The 18,280-nt window shown below is 75.9% G+C and carries 17 protein-coding genes and 1 pseudogene; 8 read left to right on the top strand and 10 right to left on the bottom strand.

The window, feature by feature from the left end:
• Positions 1-41 precede the first annotated feature (41 nt).
• Entirely contained in the window at positions 42-1,370 is a 1,329-nt protein-coding gene (locus ACI8AC_RS18045) for an MFS transporter (RefSeq protein ID WP_456899211.1), read from the bottom strand.
• A 72-nt stretch (positions 1,371-1,442) separates the two neighbouring features.
• Here ACI8AC_RS18045 and ACI8AC_RS18050 point away from each other — a divergent pair, with 72 nt between their 5' ends.
• The 3 genes from ACI8AC_RS18050 (at position 1,443) to ACI8AC_RS18060 (ending at position 4,830) form a co-directional block, all read left to right on the top strand.
• Entirely contained in the window at positions 1,443-2,477 is a 1,035-nt protein-coding gene (locus ACI8AC_RS18050) for a GlxA family transcriptional regulator (RefSeq protein ID WP_456899212.1), read from the top strand.
• A 246-nt stretch (positions 2,478-2,723) separates the two neighbouring features.
• A complete protein-coding gene (locus ACI8AC_RS18055; RefSeq protein ID WP_456899213.1) occupies positions 2,724-4,325 on the top strand; it encodes a DEAD/DEAH box helicase in 1,602 nt (533 codons plus the stop codon).
• Positions 4,326-4,404: 79 nt separating this feature from the next.
• Positions 4,405-4,830, top strand: a complete 426-nt coding sequence (locus tag ACI8AC_RS18060) for a hypothetical protein (RefSeq protein WP_456899214.1) — start codon at positions 4,405-4,407, stop codon at positions 4,828-4,830.
• Between the two features lie 6 nt (positions 4,831-4,836).
• Here the strand turns inward: ACI8AC_RS18060 and ACI8AC_RS18065 are convergent, their stop codons facing one another.
• On the bottom strand, positions 4,837-5,379 hold the full coding sequence (locus ACI8AC_RS18065; RefSeq protein WP_456899215.1) for a helix-turn-helix domain-containing protein: 543 nt from the start codon (positions 5,377-5,379) through the stop codon (positions 4,837-4,839).
• A 76-nt stretch (positions 5,380-5,455) separates the two neighbouring features.
• On the opposite strand from ACI8AC_RS18065, the gene ACI8AC_RS18070 reads away from it, so the two are divergent.
• From ACI8AC_RS18070 to ACI8AC_RS18080, 3 genes are all read left to right on the top strand, one after another.
• Positions 5,456-5,803, top strand: coding sequence for a hypothetical protein (locus ACI8AC_RS18070; RefSeq protein ID WP_456899216.1), 348 nt, complete (start codon positions 5,456-5,458; stop codon positions 5,801-5,803).
• A 23-nt stretch (positions 5,804-5,826) separates the two neighbouring features.
• Positions 5,827-6,750, top strand: a complete 924-nt coding sequence (locus ACI8AC_RS18075) for an alpha/beta hydrolase family protein (protein ID WP_456899217.1) — start codon at positions 5,827-5,829, stop codon at positions 6,748-6,750.
• Positions 6,751-6,832: 82 nt separating this feature from the next.
• Entirely contained in the window at positions 6,833-7,366 is a 534-nt protein-coding gene (locus ACI8AC_RS18080; RefSeq protein ID WP_456899218.1) for a cupredoxin domain-containing protein, read from the top strand.
• A gap of 34 nt (positions 7,367-7,400) precedes the next feature.
• Here ACI8AC_RS18080 and ACI8AC_RS18085 read toward each other — a convergent pair whose 3' ends face one another.
• The 7 genes from ACI8AC_RS18085 to ACI8AC_RS18115 form a co-directional block, all read right to left on the bottom strand.
• Positions 7,401-8,408, bottom strand: a complete 1,008-nt coding sequence (locus tag ACI8AC_RS18085; RefSeq protein ID WP_456899219.1) for a sugar phosphate isomerase/epimerase family protein — start codon at positions 8,406-8,408, stop codon at positions 7,401-7,403.
• A gap of 2 nt (positions 8,409-8,410) precedes the next feature.
• Positions 8,411-9,580, bottom strand: a complete 1,170-nt coding sequence (locus tag ACI8AC_RS18090) for a Gfo/Idh/MocA family protein (RefSeq protein ID WP_456899220.1) — start codon at positions 9,578-9,580, stop codon at positions 8,411-8,413.
• 65 nt (positions 9,581-9,645) lie between these two features.
• Positions 9,646-10,704, bottom strand: a complete 1,059-nt coding sequence (locus ACI8AC_RS18095) for a substrate-binding domain-containing protein (RefSeq protein WP_456899221.1) — start codon at positions 10,702-10,704, stop codon at positions 9,646-9,648.
• Between the two features lie 100 nt (positions 10,705-10,804).
• The gene (locus ACI8AC_RS18100) at positions 10,805-11,983 is read right to left on the bottom strand and encodes an ABC transporter permease (RefSeq protein WP_456899222.1); all 1,179 of its coding nucleotides are present in this window, start codon (positions 11,981-11,983) and stop codon (positions 10,805-10,807) included.
• Positions 11,980-13,545 (bottom strand): sugar ABC transporter ATP-binding protein, encoded by a 1,566-nt coding sequence (locus tag ACI8AC_RS18105; RefSeq protein ID WP_456899223.1) that lies wholly within the window; start codon positions 13,543-13,545, stop codon positions 11,980-11,982. The genes ACI8AC_RS18100 and ACI8AC_RS18105 overlap by 4 nt, the downstream gene beginning before the upstream one ends.
• A gap of 114 nt (positions 13,546-13,659) precedes the next feature.
• The gene (locus tag ACI8AC_RS18110) at positions 13,660-14,826 is read right to left on the bottom strand and encodes an ROK family protein (RefSeq protein ID WP_456899224.1); all 1,167 of its coding nucleotides are present in this window, start codon (positions 14,824-14,826) and stop codon (positions 13,660-13,662) included.
• 28 nt (positions 14,827-14,854) lie between these two features.
• Complete coding sequence (locus ACI8AC_RS18115) at positions 14,855-15,532, bottom strand: alpha/beta fold hydrolase (RefSeq protein WP_456899225.1); 678 nt, start codon at positions 15,530-15,532, stop codon at positions 14,855-14,857.
• Positions 15,533-15,652: 120 nt separating this feature from the next.
• Between ACI8AC_RS18115 and ACI8AC_RS18120 the strand changes: the two genes are divergently transcribed.
• The gene (locus ACI8AC_RS18120; protein WP_456899226.1) at positions 15,653-17,077 is read left to right on the top strand and encodes an NAD(P)/FAD-dependent oxidoreductase; all 1,425 of its coding nucleotides are present in this window, start codon (positions 15,653-15,655) and stop codon (positions 17,075-17,077) included.
• Between the two features lie 274 nt (positions 17,078-17,351).
• Positions 17,352-17,561, top strand: a pseudogene (locus tag ACI8AC_RS18125) (DUF2254 family protein); the annotation flags it as partial.
• A gap of 76 nt (positions 17,562-17,637) precedes the next feature.
• Here ACI8AC_RS18125 and ACI8AC_RS18130 read toward each other — a convergent pair.
• Complete coding sequence (locus ACI8AC_RS18130) at positions 17,638-18,189, bottom strand: alpha/beta hydrolase (RefSeq protein WP_456899227.1); 552 nt, start codon at positions 18,187-18,189, stop codon at positions 17,638-17,640.
• Positions 18,190-18,280 lie beyond the last annotated feature (91 nt).

Below are 18,280 nucleotides of genomic sequence, written 5' to 3' on the forward strand. Positions count from 1 at the left end.
CCCACCCCCCTTCTGACATCCGAGGGGAACCAACGCCGGGCTCAGCCGTGCGACGTACCGGCCGCGGCCTGCGTCGGCGAGGGCGGCAGCCCCGGGTCGTCCGCAGCAGCCGGAGCCGGCCGGTTGCGCCGGATCGACACCGACATCGCCGCCGCCGCCACGCACAGCGCCCCGGCGAGGAACCAGGCCAGGTCGTAGGAGCCCGTCACGTCGCGGATCACCCCGCCCCCGAAGGCGGCGATCGCGGCACCGACCTGGTGCGAGGCGAAGACCCAGCCGAACACCACCGGCGCCCGGGCCCCGAAGTGCTCCCGGCACAGCGCCAGGGTCGGCGGGACCGTGGCCACCCAGTCCAGGCCGTAGAACACGATGAAGGCCACCATGCTGACGTGCAGCTCCGGCCCGAACAGCGGCGGCAGGAGGAACAGCGAGAGCCCGCGCAGCCCGTAGTAGGCCAGCAGGAGCAGCCGGGGGTCCACGCGGTCGGTCAGCCACCCGGACAGCACCGTCCCGGCGATGTCGAAGATCCCCACCACCGCGAGCAGCCCCGCCGCGGTCGTCACCGGCATCCCGTGGTCGTGCGCCGCGGGGATGAAGTGCGGCTGCACGAGGCCGTTGGTCGACATCCCGCAGATGAGGAAGCCACCGGCCAGCAACCAGAACGGCCGGGTGCGGGCGGCCCCGGTCAGCGCCCGCAGCGCCGTCCGTGCCGCGCCGGCCCGCACCGGGTCGACGTCGTCGGCCGGGGTCCCGCCGTAGGGCGCCACCCCGAGGTCGCGGGGCCGGTCCCGCAGCAGCCAGGCGACGAACGGGACGACGGCCAGCGCGGCCGCCGTCGTCCCCAGCGACGCCGCCCGCCACCCGGCCGTCGCGTCCGCCCAGGCCACCAGCGGCAGGAACACCAGCTGCCCCGTCGCCCCCCCGGCCGTCAGCACCCCGGAGACCAACCCCCGCCGGGCGACGAACCAGCGGCCGGTCACCGTCGCCACCAGCGAGAGCGCCATCGAGCCGGTGCCCAGCCCGACCAGGAACCCCCAGAGCAGCACCAGCTGCCAGCTGGCGGTCATGAAGACCGTCAGCCCGCTGCCGGTCGCGGTCAGCAGCAGCGCCCCGACCACCACCCGGCGGACGCCGAAGCGCTCCATGAGGGCCGCCGCGAAAGGAGCCGTCAGCCCGTACAGCGCCATGTTGACCGCCACCGCGGCCGAGATCGTCGACACCGACCAGCCGAACTCCTCGCGCAGCGGGTCGATGAGCACCCCCGGCACCGCGCGGAACGCGGCGGCCCCGACCAGGGCCACGAACGTCACGGCAGCGACCCACCACGCGGGGTGGACGCGGCGGGTGCGGATCAGGCCGGGGGCGGTCACGGCGGACAGCATGCCGGGACGGCCGCCGACGACGACAGTGGCCCGACGGCCAACATGTGCAACGATCCGGCCATGGCCAGGACTGCCGGGGCCGCACCGCTCGAGGCCGCCCCACCGGGTGACGGCCCGGCACCGCTCGAGGCCCCGCGACCGCACGAGGTCGCCGTCCTCGCCCTGCCGAACACCATCGCCTTCGAGCTCGGCCTCCCGCACCGCCTGCTGTCCTCGGCGGTCGGCGCCGACGGGCGCCGCCTGTACCGGGTGCGGGTGGCGTCCCTCGACGGCGGCCCGGTGCGCACCTCGGCCGGTTACGCGGTGCTCCCGGAGCACGACGGGTCGATCCTGGCCACGGCCGGCACCGTGGTGGTCCCCGGCGTGTACGGCGGCCCCGCGATGAGCGAGGGCGCGGTCCCCGGCGAGCTGGCCACCGCCCTGCGGGACGCCGCCGCCCACGCCCGGATGGTCTCCATCTGCACCGGCGCCTTCGTCCTCGCCGCCGCGGGCCTGCTCGACGGGCGCCCGGCGACCACGCACTGGATGCACACCGCCGCCTTCCGGAGCCTGTTCCCGGCCGTCCGGCTCGACCCCGACGTGCTCTTCGTCGACGACGGCGAGGTGCTGACCTCGGCCGGCAACGCCGCCGGCATCGACCTGCTCCTGCACCTCGTCCGCCGCGACCACGGCAGCGAGGTCGCCAACCGCGTGGCCCGGCGCAACGTCGTCGCCCCCTGGCGGGAGGGCGGCCAGTCACAGTTCGTCGAGCGCCCCCTGCCCGAGGCCGGCGGCGCGGGGACCGCCGCCACCCGCGCGTGGGCCGCCGACCGGCTGCACGAGCCCCTGACCCTCGCCGACCTGGCCGCGCACGCCCGGATGAGCGTGCGCACCTTCACGCGGCGCTTCCGCGAGGAGACCGGCCAGTCCCCGCTGCGCTGGCTGGCCGGCCAGCGGCTGGCCCTCGCCCGGCACCTGCTGGAGTCGACCGACGCACCCGTCGACCGGGTCGCCGTCCAGGCCGGCTTCGGCACGCCCGCCTCGCTGCGCGCGCACCTGCGGGCCAGCATCGGCGTCTCACCCGGCGCCTACCGGCGCACGTACCGGGGGGTGTGACGCGGGACTCCCCCGCGTGTCGGCACAGCCGGGCCCCCCGTCTGGTTGAGTGGGGTGTACCGGCGCCGCCCCGCCGCTCATCCGGAGCGCGGGACTCGACGTCGGGCTGCGGCAGCGCCACCGAGGCGCGCCCAGCTGTCCGACGTCCCGCCGACGACGAGAGGTCCCGCCCTGCCGAGCGCAGGACGCCGGGGCCCGCGGTCGAGGGGACCGACGGCGGCGAACCAGGACCGTGAGGACCTCCCTGTGACCCCGCACGACCCCACCACCCCCGCCCGCGAGACCGGCGGCCGCCGCCGTCGCGGCAGCCGCGGCCGCGGCCGCCCCGCCGGCTCCGAGCAGCACCGCACCCCGGCTGCGGCGCAGCCCCGGCCGGCCGCCCCGCGCCCGGACCCGGTGCCCGTCGCCGTCGTCCCGGCCGGCGACGCGCCGACCGTGCTGCCCACCGACACCACCTTCGCCGCGCTCGGCGTCCCCGCCCCGCTGGTCGAGGTGCTCGGCGCCAGTGGCATCAGCGCGCCGTTCCCGATCCAGGTCGCCACGCTGCCCGACTCGCTGGCCGGCCGGGACGTGCTCGGCCGCGGCCGCACCGGGTCGGGCAAGACGCTCGCCTTCAGCCTGCCGCTGGTCGCCCGCCTCGCGGCCTCCGGCACCCGCCGGACCCCCCGCCGCCCGCGGGCGCTCGTGCTGGTCCCGACCCGCGAGCTGGCCAACCAGGTGTTCGCCGTCGTCGACCCGCTCGCCCGGGCCCTCGGCATGTCGGCGACCACCGTCTTCGGCGGCGTCGGTCAGAACCCGCAGGTGCAGGCCCTGTCGCGGGGCGTCGACGTCGTCATCGCCTGCCCCGGCAGGCTGGAGGACCTCATCGGCCAGGGCCACGCGGACCTCGGCGCGGTCGAGGTCACCGTCCTCGACGAGGCCGACCACATGGCCGACCTCGGCTTCCTCCCGGGCGTCAAGCGGATCATGGACCGGACGCCGGGCGACGGGCAGCGGCTGCTGTTCAGCGCGACCCTCGACAACGGGGTCGACGTGCTGGTGAAGCGCTACCTGACGAACCCGACCACCCACTCGGTCGACCCGGCGGTCGCCCCCGTCGCGACCATGACCCACCACGTGCTGCGGGTCGAGGCCGGCGACAAGGCCGCCGTCGTCCGGGAGCTCGCCTCGGGCCTGGGCCGCAGCGTGCTGTTCACCCGGACCAAGCACCAGGCCAAGAAGCTGGCCAAGCAGCTGACCGCCGCCGGCGTGCCCGCGGTCGACCTGCACGGCAACCTCAGCCAGAACGCCCGGGAGCGCAACCTCGAGGCCTTCAGCGCCGGCGACACCCGGGTGCTGGTCGCCACCGACATCGCCGCCCGCGGCATCCACGTCGACGACGTGGCGCTGGTCGTCCACGTCGACCCGCCGGCCGAGCACAAGGCCTACCTGCACCGCTCCGGCCGGACGGCGCGGGCCGGGGCCGGGGGCACCGTGGTGACGGTCAGCACCCCGGACCAGTCCGCCGAGGTGCGCACCCTGGCCCGGCAGGCCGGGATCACCCCCACGGTCAGCGTGGTGCGCCCCGGCGCCCCGGAGATCGCCGCGCTCACCGGGCCGGCCGCCCCCCACGTCGAGCCGGCACCGGCGCCCGCTCCCCAGCCGCAGGGCGGCGGCGGGGGCGGCCGACGGCGCCGCTCCTCCGGTGGCGGGGGCGGCGGGACCGGCACCTCCGGCGGGGCCGGGCGGGCGTCCGGCGGGGCCGGGCGGACGTCCGGCCCGGCGCGCACCCGCGCCGAGCTGGCCGCCCGCGCCGGGTCCCACTCGGCCGCGTCGTTCAGCGGGCGCTCGCGCCGCGGCGGCCGCTGAGCCCGGGTGGTGGGCGGTCGCGCGGTCGACCAGAGTGGTCGTCGAGATCCGGACCACCACGACGACCGCGAGGTGCCCCGTGCGACTGCCCATCACCCTGTCCGAGATCGGCCCCCGGATCTCCGCCGGTGCCTTCATCCTCAACAGCGGCCTCGGCAAGCGCGGCGCGGACGCCGAGACCGCGGCCGGGCTGCACGGCTTCGCCTCCGGCACCTACCCGGTGCTGTCCAAGGTGCAGCCGCAGCAGTTCGTCAGGGCGCTGTCCACCGCGGAGATCGTGATCGGCGCGGCGCTGCTCGCCCCGTTCGTGCCGACGGCGGTGGCCGGCGCGGCGCTGACCGCGTTCTCCGGCGGGCTGCTCGGCCTGTACCTCAACACGCCTGGCATGCGGAAGCCGGGCAGCCTGGCCCCCACCGAGCAGGGCCTGGCGGTGGCCAAGGACGTGTGGCTGCTCGGCATCGGCGTCGGGCTGCTGACCCGGGGCACCGTCGACCGCCCGCGCTGACCCGGGTCAGCCGGGCAGGAACAGCTGGGTGACCAGCCGCCGTCGCCGCCCGCCGCCGGCCGCGCCCTCCGGCGCGCGGTCCAGCCGCGCCGCGAGCACCGCGCGCAGGTCCGCGACCAGCTCGGTGAACTCCGCGTCGTCCAGCCAGAGGCCGACCTGGCGGTAGCCCACCCCGTCCGCGGCCAGGTCCAACCGGCCGTTCCCGGCCCCTGCGACGTAGCGGTCGAAGTCGGCGAGCAACCCGGCCACGAACGTGGCGAAGGCCCGCCGGTGCTCCTCGGCCGACATCCCGGCGGCCTCCTCGGGGCCCAGCGAGGCCGCCTCGGTCACCAGCCGGTAGGTGCGCTCGGCCGCACCGCGCACCCGGCGCTCGGCCACCACCTCCAGCACCCCGGCCTCGGCGAGCACCCCGACGTGCCGGTAGAGCGTCGCCGGGGGGACGTCGGCCAGCTCCCCCCGCAGGTCGCCCGTCGTCAGCTCCCGGTCCCCGAGGAACGCCTGCACCACGCGCAGCCGCACCGGGTGCAGGAGCAGGTCCGCCGTCGCCATCCACGCGCTCCGTCCTCGTGGTCGCCACATCGTTCTCATAGTTGACATCGGTATCGCCGGTGATAACAATACGGGCATGGCGACCGTCCGCACCACTCCCGAGACCCTGACCGTCCTCCTCTCCCCCGCCGAGAAGGTCCTCGGCCTGCTCCGCGACCTGCGCGTGCCGCGCTCGGCGGTGCGGTCGGTCGAGGCGGTGCCGGACGGGCTGGCGGCCACGCGGGGGCTGCGCGCCCCCGGCCTGGGGGTGCCCGGGGTCCGCAAGATCGGCACCTGGCGGGGGCACGGCGAGAAGACGCTGGTCTCCGTCCGGCGCGGGCAGGGCGCGGTGCGGGTCCGGCTGACCGGCCAGCGCTTCGACACGCTGCTCATCGGCGCCGACGACGCCGAGGCCCTCGCCGCCCGCCTGGCGGCCCGGCCGTGAGCGGGGCGGGCACGGCGCGGGTCGTGCGCGAGCGGGACCTGGCGGTGCCGGGCGACCCGGAGCTCGCCGGGACGCTCACCCTCCCCGACGGCGGGGGCCGCTCCCCCGCCGTCCTGCTCGCCGGCGGCTCGGGGCCGCTGGACCGCGACTCGAACGTGCGGCGGATGCGGTTCACCGTGTCCCGGGACCTCGCGCACGCCCTGGCCGCCGGCGGGCTGGCCTCCTACCGCTACGACAAGCGCGGCGTCGGCGCGACGCCCGGGGACTGGCGCGCCGCCGGGCTGACCGACAACGTCGACGACCTCGGCCGCGCCCTCGACGTCCTGCGGGCGCAGCCGGAGGTGGACCCCGAGCGCGTGTTCGTCGCCGGGCACAGCGAGGGTGCGGTCCTCGCCGCGGCGCTCGCCGCCCGCGGCGCGCCCGTGGCCGGCGTCGTGCTGCTGTCGATGAGCGCGACGCCCGGCCGGGAGCTGCTGCGCTGGCAGGCCCGGCAGATCGGGCCGACGCTGCCCGCCCCGGTGCGGCTGCTGCTCCGGCTGACCCGCACCGACCTCGAGCGCAAGGTCGCGGCCAACCACGCCCGGATCGAGGCGACCACCACCGACGTGGCCCGCATCGGGGGCGCGCGCATCAACGCCCGCTGGCACCGGGAGTTCCTCGCCCACGACCCGCGCACCGATCTCGCCCGGCTCACCGCCCCCGTGCTGGCCCTGACCGGTACCAAGGACCTGCAGGTGCCGGTCGCCGACCTCGGCACCGTGGAGGCGGTCGTCCCCGGCCCGGTCGAGGTCCACGCCGTCCCCGACCTCACCCACACGCTGCGCCGCCAGCCGGGCCCGGCGTCGCTGCGGGCCTACCGCAGCGAACTGCGCTCCCCGGTCGACCCCGCGGTGCTCGACACCGTCGTCGGCTGGTGCCGGCGGGTCGCCGGCGAACCCGGCCCGTGAACCAGCCGGGAAGGGGTACCGCCGGGTCCGGTGACACCGCAGGATCCCTCCCGACGGCACCGCCGCCCACCGAGGAGGACCCGTGAACCCTGCGACGACCCGTTCCACCCGCCGGATCGCAGCCGCCGTCCTGGCGCTCGCGCTCGGCGGCCTGACCGCCTGCTCCGGGGACGGCGGGGCGGAGGCCGCCGACCCCGCGGCCACCACGACCGGCGCGACGTCCTCCCCGGCCCCGACCACGACGACGGAGGCCCCGGGCACCACGACCGAGACCCCGGGCCCCACGACCGAGACCCCGGGCACCACGACCGAGGCCCCGGCTCCTGCGCCCGCGGCCGAGACGGTGTCGGTGACGGCGGACGAGTTCTCCTACGCGCTCTCCGAGGACTCGTACTCGCCCGGCACCTACACCTTCGAGGTCACCAACTCCGGCAACATGCCGCACGACTTCGTCGTGGAGCGGGACGGCGCGGACGTCGCCGCCACCCCGGTCCTGCGCCCCGGCGAGTCGGCGACCCTGGAGGTCGCGCTCGAGGCCGGGGACTACGCCTTCTACTGCTCCGTGGGCAACCACCGGGCCCAGGGCATGGAGACGGCGGTGACGGTGGCCGGGTGAGCGGTCCCGCCCACCCGGCCACCGGGCGTCCCGCCTAGGCGCCGCTGGAGAAGGCGGCGTCGAAGGCGGCCGACGGCGGGTCGAAGGCCAGTCGGCGGACGAAGGCCAGCGCCTCGGGCGCCCCGACCAGCCGGTCCATCCCGGCGTCCTCCCACTCCACCGAGATCGGCCCGTCGTAGCCGATGGTGTTCAGCATCCGGAAGCAGGCCTCCCACGGCACGTCCCCGTGGCCGGTGGAGACGAAGTCCCAGCCCCGGCGCGGGTCGGCCCAGGGCAGGTGCGAGCCCATCCGGCCGTTGCGGCCGTTGCCGACCTGCTTCTTCGCGTCCTTGCAGTCGACGTGGTAGATCCGGTCCCGGAAGTCCCACAGGAACCCGACCGGGTCCAGGTCCTGCCACACGAAGTGCGACGGGTCCCAGTTGAGCCCGAAGGCCTCGCGGTGCCCGATCGCCTCCAGGGTGCGCACCGTGGTCCAGTAGTCGTAGGCGATCTCGCTCGGGTGCACCTCGTGGGCGAACCGCACGCCGACCTCGTCGAAGACGTCGAGGATCGGGTTCCACCGGGCGGCGAAGTCGGCGTAGCCGTCGGCGACCATCGACTCGGGCACCGGCGGGAACATCGCCACGGTCTTCCAGATCTTGCTGCCGGTGAACCCGACGACGGTCTTCACCCCCAGCTTCGCCGCGGCCCGGGCGGTGGTCTTCATCTCCTCGGCCGCCCGCTGCCGCACCCCCTCGGGGTCGCCGTCGCCCCACACCCGGGGGTGCACCATGCCGCGGTGCCGCTCGTCGATCGGGTCGTCGCAGACGGCCTGGCCGTTGAGGTGGTTGGAGATGGTCCAGACCTTCAGGCCGTACTTGTCCAGCAGCGCCAGGCGCTCGGCCACGTAGGAGTCGTCGTTCGCGGCGCGCTCGACGTCGAGGTGGTCGCCCCAGCAGGCGATCTCCAGGCCGTCGTAGCCCCACTCGGAGGCCAGCCGGCACACCTCCTCGAACGGCAGGTCGGCCCACTGGCCGGTGAACAGCGTGACGGGACGGGGCATCGCTACTCCTTGATCTCGGTCCAGGTGGAGCGGTCCGCCGCGCTGCGCTCGACCGCGTCGAGCACGCGCTGGACCTGCAGCCCGTCGGCGAAGGACGGTGCGGGGTCCTCCCCGGCGGCGATGGCGCGGACCAGGTCGACGACCTGGTGGGTGAAGCCGTGCTCGTAGCCGAGGCCGTGCCCGGCCGGCCACCAGGCGGCGACCCAGGGGTGCTCGGGCTCGGTGACGACGATCCGGCGGAAGCCGGCCGTGGCCGCGGGCTCGGTGCCGTCGTAGAAGTGCAGGACGTTCATGTCCTCGAAGTCGAAGGCCAGGCTGCCCGCCGACCCGTTGACCTCGATGCGGATGGCGTTCTTGCGGCCGAGGGCGAACCGGGTGGCCTCGAAGACCCCCATCGCGCCGCCGGAGAACCGGCCGAGGAAGGCCGCGGCGTCGTCCACGGTGACCTCGCCGGTCCCCGTGCCGCCGACCCCGGAGAGGCTGCCGGTGGAGACCGGCAGGGGGCGCTTCTTGACGAACGTCTCGAGCACCGCGCTGACCCCGGTCAGCGTCTGCCCGGTGATGTGCTGGGTGAGGTCGACGACGTGCGCCCCGATGTCACCGAGGGCGCCCGAGCCGGCCTTGTCCTTCTCCAGCCGCCACGACATCGGCGCGGCCGGGTCGGCGATCCAGTCCTGCAGGTACTGGGCGCGCACGTGCCGGACCTCGCCGATGCGCCCCTCGGCGACCAGCTGCCGGGCCAGCCCGATCGCCGGCACCCGGCGGTAGGTGAAGCCGACCATGGAGCGCACCCCGCGCGCGGCGGCGCGGGCCGCGGCCTCGGCCATCGCCTCGGCCTCCGCGACGGAGTTGGCCAGCGGCTTCTCGCACAGCACGTGCTTGCCGGCCTCGAGCGCCGCGATGGCGATCTCGGCGTGGGTGTCCCCCGGCGTGCAGACGTCGACGAGGTCGACGTCGTCGCGCTCGAGCAGGCGCCGCCAGTCGGTCTCGGTGGCCGCCCAGCCCAGCCGGGCGGCGGCCTCGGCCACGCGGCCGGGGTCGCGGCCGGCCAGCACGGCGAGCTCCGGGCGCAGGGGGAGGTCGAAGAAGTGGGGGGCGGTCCGCCACGCGTGGGAGTGGGCGGCGCCCATGAAGGCGTGGCCGACGAGGCCGACACCGAGGGAGCGGGTCACGGGTCTCTCCAGGGGTGGGGTGGCGGGGGAGCGTCGTCCGCTCCCCCGCCACCGGTGTCAGCGGGTCAGGACTCGAAGGCGGCGTCGATGTACTGGTCGACGTTCTCCGCGGTCACGACCGGCGCGTTCAGCACGATCCGCTGCGGCACCGCCTGGGAGACGAGGTCGGACATGCTCTTGTCCTGCGCGATCAGCCGGGCCAGCGCGATCCCGTCCGCGGCCTGGGTGTGCGGGTAGATGACCGTCGCCTCGAGCACCGACTCGCCGGACTGGATCTCCCGCATCGCGTTCGCCGAGCCGGCGCCGCCGACCATGATGAACTCGTCGCGGCCGGCGTTGTTGATCGCGGCCAGGACGCCGACCCCCTGGTCGTCGTCGTGGTTCCACAGGGCGTCGATCTGCGGCGCGGCCTGCAGCAGGTTGGCCGCGGCCTCCTCGCCGGACTCCACGGTGAACTCCGCGGCGACGCGGTTGTCGACGTTGAGCCCGCACTCCGACAGCGCGTCGGCGAAGCCCTGGCTGCGGTCCTGGGTCAGCGGCAGCGAGTCGATGCCGGCGATCTCGGCGACGACGGCGTCGGGCTGGTCGCCCAGCTGCGAGCAGATGTAGCGGCCGGCCGAGACCCCCATGCCGTAGTTGTCCCCGAGGATGGTGGCCCGGGCGGCGAACGGGCTGTTGAACTCGCGGTCGACGTTGATGACCGGGATGCCCGCCTCCATCGCCTGCAGCGCCACCGGGGTGAGCGCGGCGCCGTCGAACGGCAGCAGCACGATGGCGTCGACGCCCTCGTTGATGAAGGTCTCGACCTGGCTGATCTGGGTGCTGACGTCGTTGGTCCCCTCGGCCACCGTGAGCTCGACGTCCTCGTACTGCTCGGCGGTCGCCCGGGCCGCCTCGGTGATGCCGGCCATCCAGCCGTGGTCGGCGGCCGGGGCGGAGAAGCCGATGCGCACGGTCTCGCCGGGCTCGTCGTTGGAGCTGGCGGCGTTGCCGCCCCCGCCCCCGCCGCCACCGGAGCTCTCGGGGGTGTTGCTCGTGCACCCGGCGATGAGGACGCCGGCGCCGAGCAGGGCCACCGTGGTGGACGTCAGGCGGCGGAAGGGGCGCTGCCTCGCTGCAGACATGTTCTCTCCTCGGGGTCGCCTCCCCGGCGGTCGCCGGGAGATCGGACGGGGTGGTGCGGGGTGGTGCGGTTCGGGGTGGTGCCTCTCGGGCGGGCGCGGGTCAGAGCCGCTTGCCGGTGCCCGGCGCGCCCGGGCGGTCGCCCCCGGGCGCGCCGGGTGCCGCGCCGCCGGCGACGGCGCCGGCGGGCGACCCGGGGGCCGCGGGGCCGGCGGGACCCGGTCCCCTGCCGAGCCGGCGGAGGCTGAAGCTGCCGGTGGCCAGGCGCATCTGCAGGAGGACGGCGATCACGATGATCACGCCGCGGGCCACCGCCTGGGCCGAGCTCGACAGGTTGTTCAGCGTGAAGACGTTGCCGAGCGTGGTGAAGATCAGCACGCCGAGCACGGTGCCGACGATCGTGCCGCGGCCGCCGATGAGCAGGGTGCCGCCGATGACCACCGCGGCGATCGCGTCGAGCTCGTAGAGCGTGCCGTGCGTGGAGCTGCCGGTGGTGGTGCGGGCCATGAGCATGACCGCGGCGATCCCGCAGGTGACCCCGGAGAGCACGTAGAGCCACATGGTGTGCCGCTGCACCCGGATGCCCGCCAGCCGGGCGGCCTCGGCGTTGCCGCCGACGGCGAAGGTGCGCCGGCCGAACGTCGTCCGGTTGAGCAGCACCCAGCCGGCGACGGCGACCAGGGCGAAGATGATCACCAGGGTGGGCACGCCGAGGACGTCACCGGAGAAGAAGGCCAGGAAGTCCCGGTTCTGCACGATCTGGGTGCGCCGGTTGGCGATGATCTCCGCCAGCCCGCGGGCCGAGGCGAGCATCGCCAGGGTCGCGATGAAGGCGACCAGCTTCCCGTAGGCGATGACGACGCCGTTGACCAGCCCCGCCCCGGCGCCGACCGCCAGCGCGGTGAAGACCATGACGATCCAGTGGACGTCCTCGGCCATCTGCTGGGTGGCCAGCGTCGTCGCCCAGACCGACGACAGGGCGACCAGCGCGCCCACCGACAGGTCGATGCCACCACCGATGATCACGAACGTCATGCCGATGCTCACCACACCGATGACCGCGGCCAGCCGGAGGATGGTGAGGACGTTGTCCACGTCGACGAAGCGCTCGGGGGCGGTGACCGTGCCGATGACGCAGAGGACGACCAGCGCGACGACCAGGCCGAGGTTGCGCCCGACCGGCCCGGCCAGGAGCCCTGGACCCCGCCCGGTGCCGCGGCCGGACGCCGCCGTGGTCCCCGGGGCACCGGCCCCCGTCGTCGCGGTCGTGCTGCCGCTCATGCCACGTCCCCTTCGTGCTGTCCGTGCGCTGCTCGTGATGTGCGGTGGGTCCCGGAGTGGGCGGCCGCGTCCTCCATGACCAGGTCGAGCACGCGGTGCTCGTCGAGCTCGGTGGCGGGCTGCTCGGTGAGCACCCGGCCGTCACCGATGACGAGGACCCGGTCGGCCAGGCCGAGCACCTCGGGGATCTCGCTGGAGACCACGACGACGGCGACCCCGCGGTCGGCGAGCTCGCGCACCAGCGCGTAGATCTCCGACCGGGCACCGACGTCCACGCCGCGGGTGGGCTCGTCGAGCAGGAGCACCCGGCAGTCGCGCAGCAGCCACCGGGCCAGGACGACCTTCTGCTGGTTGCCGCCCGAGAGCGTGCGGACCTCGCGGGTCTCGTCGGCCGGCCGCACGTCCAGCGCGCCCACCTGCTCGCGGGCGGCGGCGCGCTCGGCGGCACCGGAGAGGAAGCCGGCGCGGGCGAAGCGGGCCAGGCTGGCGATGCCGATGTTGCGGGCGACGGAGTCGCCGAGCAGCAGCCCCTGGCTCTTGCGCTCCTCGGGGGCCAGGCCCACGCCGGCGGCCACGGCCGCGGCCACGTCCCCGGGGCGCAGCCGCTTGCCGTCGACGCGGACGGTGCCGGCCGAGGGACGGCGCGCCCCGTAGACGGTCTCGAGGATCTCCGAGCGCCCGGAGCCGACCAGCCCGGCCAGGCCGACGATCTCGCCGGGGCGCACGTCGAAGGAGACCCCGGAGAACCGGCCGCGCAGCGCCAGGCCCTCGACCTCGAGCACGGGGGCGGCCCCGGCGCGGGGGGCCGGGCGGTCGGGGAACACGTACTCGATGTCCCGGCCGGTCATCAGGGTGATGACCTCGCGGGTGGGGGTCTCGCGGGCCGGCAGGCCGGTGGCGACGGTGCGGCCGTCCTTCAGCACGGTGATCCGGTCGCCGATCTCCCGGATCTCCTCGAGCCGGTGGGAGATGTAGACGACGGCGACGCCGTCGGCGGTGAGGTCCCGGACGACGCCGAAGAGCCGCTCGACCTCCTCGGTGTCCAGGACGGCCGACGGCTCGTCCATGATTATCAGCTTCGCGTCCTGCGACAGGGCCCGGGCGATGCTGACCATCTGCTGCGCGGCGGCCGGCAGCGACCCGACCTCCGCCGAGGGCCGGATCTCGTCGTGGCCGAGGCGGGCCAGCAGCTCCGCGGTGGCCCGGTTGGCCCGGGCGGCGCGGGTCAGCCCGAGGCGGGCGGGCTCCCGGCCGAGGAACACGTTGTCGGCCACGGTGAGCCCGGAGACCAGGTCGAGCTCCTGGTAGATGGTCGCGATGCCGAGCCCCATGGCCGCCTGCGGGGTGCTCAGCCGCACCGGCTCGCCGCGCCAGCTGATCTGCCCGGCGTCGGGCTGGTGGGCCCCGGCCAGCACCTTGATCAGCGTGGACTTCCCGGCGCCGTTCTGACCGAGCAGGCAGTGCACCTCGCCGGCCCGGACGTCGAGGTCCACGCCGTCGAGCGCGCGGACGCCCGGGAACGTCTTGACGATCCCGTGCATCTCCAGCAGCGGCGCGGTCACCGGCCACCTCCCGACTTCTGCTCAGCACTGACCACAAGTCCGATCAGGCGAGAACGTATGTCCGGCGTCACGTCAGGTCAAGAACGGAGGGCGGGGGTTACCGAAACGAGACGGTCAGCGGGTGAGCGCGCGGTGGACGGCGTCCTCGCCGAGGAACTCCTCGATCGCCATCAGCGCGGCACCGACCCGGCCGGAGAGGTCCGGGGCGTCGCTCACCGTGATCTCCAGCGCCCGCGCGGCCAGCGGCATCGACCGCCCGTAGACGGCCTCGCGGATGCCGGCCAGCAGCGGGGCCCCGGCCCGGGCCACCCCGCCGGTCATCACGATCCGGTGCGGGTTGAAGAAGTTGACCAGCGCGGCCAGCACGGTGCCGATCGTCCGGCCGGCACCGCGGACGAGCTCCAGCGTCGGGCCGTCACCCTGGGCGGCCAGCTCGACGACGTCCCGGGTGGTGCGCACCGGCAGACCGGCGGCCCGGGCGTCGCGCAGCAGCGCGCCCCCGCCGGCGATCGCCTCCAGGCAGTTCTCCTGGCCGCACCGGCAGATCACGGTCCGCCCGTCCGGCGGCGCGACGTAGATGTGCCCGATGTCGCCGGCGCTGCCCTGCGCCCCCCGGTAGACGCGCCCCTCGACGATCACCCCGCAGCCGATGCCGGTCCCGACCTTGACCACGAGGACGTCCTGCTCGGAGCCGGCCACGCCCATCTCGCCGAGCGCCATCACGTTCACGTCGTTGTCGACGACGACCGGGCAGCCGTAGCGGGCGAAGGCCTCGGGGATGGGGTGGTCGTGCCAGCCCGGCATGATCGGCGGGTGGGACGGCCGGCCGGTCGAGAACTCGACCGGCCCGGGGACCCCGACGCCGACCGCGCGGACCGCGGACGCGTCCAGGCCGGCCTCCTCCAGCACCAGCCGGCCGAGCCGGTCGACCTCCGCCAGGACCGGCTCGGGGCCCACGGCGATGTCGATGGGGTGACCGGCGGTCGCCAGGACCCGCGCGGAGAGGTCGGTGACGGCGACGTCCACGCTGGTGACCCCGAGGTCCACGGCGAGCACGCAGCCGGCCCGGGCGTTGAACTGCAGCAGCGTGGGCGGGCGGCCCCCGGTGCTCCACCCGCGGCCGCCCTCCTCGAGCAGGTTGGCCGCGATCAGCTGGTCCACCCGCGCGCTGACGGTGTTGCGCGAGGCACCGGTCAGCGCGACGAGGTCCGCCCGGCTGCGCGCACGCCCCGTCCGCACGTGGCGCAGCAGCGCGCCGGCCGAGGTGGACGCGGAGGGCACGGCGCCATGGTGACACGCCGGGCCGCCCTCACCGCCTGTCGTCCCCCGGCGGCGCGACGTCGGCGTGGACCGCGCGCAGCACGGCGGCCACCGCGGCCGGGTGCGTCTGGACCGCCATGTGCCCGGCACCGGGCAGCTCGACCAGCCGCCCCCGCGGTGCCGCCGCGGCGAGCGCGGCGGCCCAGCCCGGCGGGCAGAGCCGGTCGCGGGTGCCGCGGACGACGGTCACCGGCACCCCGATCCCCCGCAGCCGGGCGTCGAGCCGGTCCGGTGAGGCCGCCCGCCACAGCGCCCGCATGGCCCGCGGACCGGTGGTCAGCCACTGCGTGACCAGCCGCGGCACCTGCCACCACGGCTCGCCCAGCGCGGTCGCGATCCAGCGCGCGGCCAGGCGGAGGGGTGAGCGCAGCCCCGGGGCGGTCGTCGGCCCGAGGAGCACCAGGGCCGCCACGCGCGGGTCGCCGGCGGCCGCGGCGGCGACCTGGCAGCCCTGCGAGTGGCCGACCAGCACCACCGGGCCCGGCCCCAGGGCGGCGCGCACCCGCGCGGCCAGGTCCGGCAGCGGGGGCACCGGCGCCCGCAGGCCCGCCCCCGGCAGGAGGAGGACGTCGACGGGCAGCAGGTGGGCCGGCAGCAGGTCGCGCAGCCCGGCCGCGGACCGGCCGTCCAGGCCGAGCCCGGGGACCAGCACCACATCGGAGGACACGACCGCAGGGTGCACCGCGCCGCGTGAGCCGCGCACGCGCGGGTAGGAGGCCTGGTTGTGGCCCGGGTCGCCCGGGCTGCACTCGGTCGGGAGACGCCGGAGTGGGAGACTGGATTCATCATGACGACATCACCTGAGACCGCGCCCGTCGGCACCGCCCCGTCCGGACGGCCGCGGGTCGTCATCGTGGGGTCGGGTTTCGGCGGCCTGTTCGCCGCCCAGGCCCTCAAGCGGGCGCCCGTCGACGTCACCCTGGTGGCGAAGACCGGCCACCACCTGTTCCAGCCGCTGCTCTACCAGGTGGCCACGGGCATCCTCTCCGAGGGCGAGATCGCCCCGCCCACCCGTGAGGTGCTGCGCCGCCAGGAGAACGCACGGGTCGTGCTCGGCGAGGTCACCGACATCGACGTGGCCGCGCGCACGGTCACCTCCACGATCCTGGGTCGCACCACGGTGCACCCCTACGACGAGCTCGTCGTCGCCGCCGGTGCCGGGCAGTCGTACTTCGGCAACGACCGCTTCGCCGAGTTCGCCCCGGGCATGAAGAGCATCGACGACGCCCTGGAGCTGCGCGGCCGGATCTTCGGCGCCTTCGAGCTGGCCGAGCTCGCCACCGACCCGGAGGAGATCGACCGGCTGCTCACCTTCGTCGTGATCGGCGCCGGCCCCACCGGGGTCGAGATGGCCGGGCAGATCGCCGAGCTGGCCCACCGGACCCTGCGGCGGGACTTCCGCAGCATCGACCCGACCCAGGCCCGGATCGTGCTGCTCGACGCCGCCCCCGTCGTGCTGCCCACCTTCGGGGAGAAGCTCGGCGACCGCGCCCGCCGGCACCTCAACCGGATCGGCGTCGAGGTCCAGCTCGGGGCGATGGTCACCGACGTCGACGCCGACGGCCTGGAGGTCAAGGACGCCGACGGGCAGGTCCGCCGGATCCGGGCGGCGACCAAGGTGTGGGCGGCCGGGGTGCAGGCCTCACCGCTGGGTCGGCTGCTCGGCGAGCAGACCGGGGCGGAGGTCGACCGTGCCGGGCGCATCAGCGTGCAGCCCGACCTCACCCTGCCCGGGCACCCCGAGATCCACGTCGTGGGTGACATGGCCAGCCTCGACAAGCTGCCGGGCGTGGCCCAGGTCGCCATCCAGGGCGGCCGGTACGCGGCCGAGGCGATCACGCGCCGCATCGAGGGCAAGCCCGCGCAGGGGCCCTTCCGCTACCGCGACAAGGGCAACATGGCGACGATCTCCCGGTTCTCCGCCGTCGCCGACATCAAGGGCGCCAAGTTCGAGGGCTTCGTCGCCTGGGTGCTCTGGCTGGTCGTGCACCTCTTCTACATCATCGGCTTCAAGAGCCGGGTCACCACCGTGCTGCACTGGGCGGTCAGCTTCCTCGGCCGCGGCCGCTCGCAGCGGGTCGCCACCCAGCAGCAGGTCTACGGGCGCCTGGCGCTGGAGAAGCTCGGGCCGGAGTTCTCCGCCTCCAAGACCGGCGGCCCCAAGGACGCCGTCGACACCGGCGAGGACGTCACCGAGCGCGAGTCCGCCTGAGGGGCCATCCCGCACCTGTCCCCCGACCGGAGGACGGGCGCGGGAGCACGTGCGGGTGCCGCGAGGTGCGGGCACCGGGGCCGTGGAGCGCTCGAGACGAGGGCGCGGCGCTGCCGTCGATCCGGGACCGCGTCGACGCGCCGCCACCTGGAGACCCCGCGAGCCGTTCCCACCCACCCACGCCGGCAGTCGGCACGAGGTGACCACCACCACCCCCGGCGGGAGCGCCGAGCGCGGCCACACGCCCCTGTGGCCCTGGCCGACCGTGTCCGGCGTGGCCACCGCCGCGGCCGCGGTCGGCCACATGGCCCATCTGCTGGTGCGGCTGACCGGCTACCGCCTGGGCCCGACCCTGCACGAGGACGAGGACGGCGTCGGGCGGGTCGTCGTCCCCGACCGGGACCTGCGCTACTGCCCGGACCTGTGCTGCGGGCAGCTGCGCCGCTTCGGTGCCGGGGAACCCTCGGTGCTCATCGCGCTGCTGCGGATGCTGCGGGACGTCACCCGCGCCTGCCGGGACGAGAACCAGCGCGCCGAGGTGGCCCGGGCGGCCGACCCGGTCAGCTGCCCAGCCAGGCGTCGAAGGCGGCGCCGGCCAGGCCCGGCGTCACCTCGTGCCCGCCGCCGGGCACCTCCTCGTAGACGACGTCGTAGCCCTCGCCGGCCAGCTGGGCGGCCACCCGCCGCCCGCACCGCGCCACCGGGAGCACCCGGTCGGCGGTCCCGTGCGTCACCCACACCCGCGGGCGGCCCTGGCGGCGGGGCGGCAGGGCGAAGCCCGGCGAGAACGCGAGGACGTGCTCGACGAGGTCGCCGTTGGCCAGGCCCAGCGACAGCGCGTAGGACGCCCCGTCGGAGAAGCCGCCCAGCGCCACCCCGGTGACCGGGTGGCGGGCCAGGACCTGCTCGAGGGCGGCGTCCAGGACGGCGACGTCCCGGCCGAGACCGCCCGCCACGAGGTCCCAGGTCGCGGCGACCGAGGTGGTGGCGAGCAGGAGGGCGCCGCGCTCGCCGGCCGGGTCCCCGACCGCGTCGAGGGCGGAGGCCGCGGAGCCGCCGGCGCCGTGGAAGAACACGAGCAGCGGGCGGGGCCGCGCCGGCCCGGGCGGCACGGCCAGCCGCGGGGGGGGGCGGGGGGGCGGGCGGGGGGGGGGGGGGCGGGGGGGGGGGGGGGGGGGGCGGGCCGGGGGCGGGGCGGGGGGG

The organism is Geodermatophilus sp. SYSU D00758 (assembly GCF_054049955.1).

What these genes read in the sequence shown, in the direction of transcription:
- ACI8AC_RS18095 (WP_456899221.1), bottom strand. Translation starts at nt 10,704, where the DNA reads ATGTCTGCAGCGAGGCAGCGCCCCTTCCGCCGCCTGACGTCCACCACG.
- ACI8AC_RS18085 (WP_456899219.1), bottom strand. Translation starts at nt 8,408, where the DNA reads ATGCCCCGTCCCGTCACGCTGTTCACCGGCCAGTGGGCCGACCTGCCG.
- ACI8AC_RS18065 (WP_456899215.1), bottom strand. Translation starts at nt 5,379, where the DNA reads ATGGCGACGGCGGACCTGCTCCTGCACCCGGTGCGGCTGCGCGTGGTG.
- ACI8AC_RS18120 (WP_456899226.1), top strand. Translation starts at nt 15,653, where the DNA reads ATGACGACATCACCTGAGACCGCGCCCGTCGGCACCGCCCCGTCCGGA.
- ACI8AC_RS18100 (WP_456899222.1), bottom strand. Translation starts at nt 11,983, where the DNA reads ATGAGCGGCAGCACGACCGCGACGACGGGGGCCGGTGCCCCGGGGACC.
- ACI8AC_RS18070 (WP_456899216.1), top strand. Translation starts at nt 5,456, where the DNA reads ATGGCGACCGTCCGCACCACTCCCGAGACCCTGACCGTCCTCCTCTCC.
- ACI8AC_RS18050 (WP_456899212.1), top strand. Translation starts at nt 1,443, where the DNA reads ATGGCCAGGACTGCCGGGGCCGCACCGCTCGAGGCCGCCCCACCGGGT.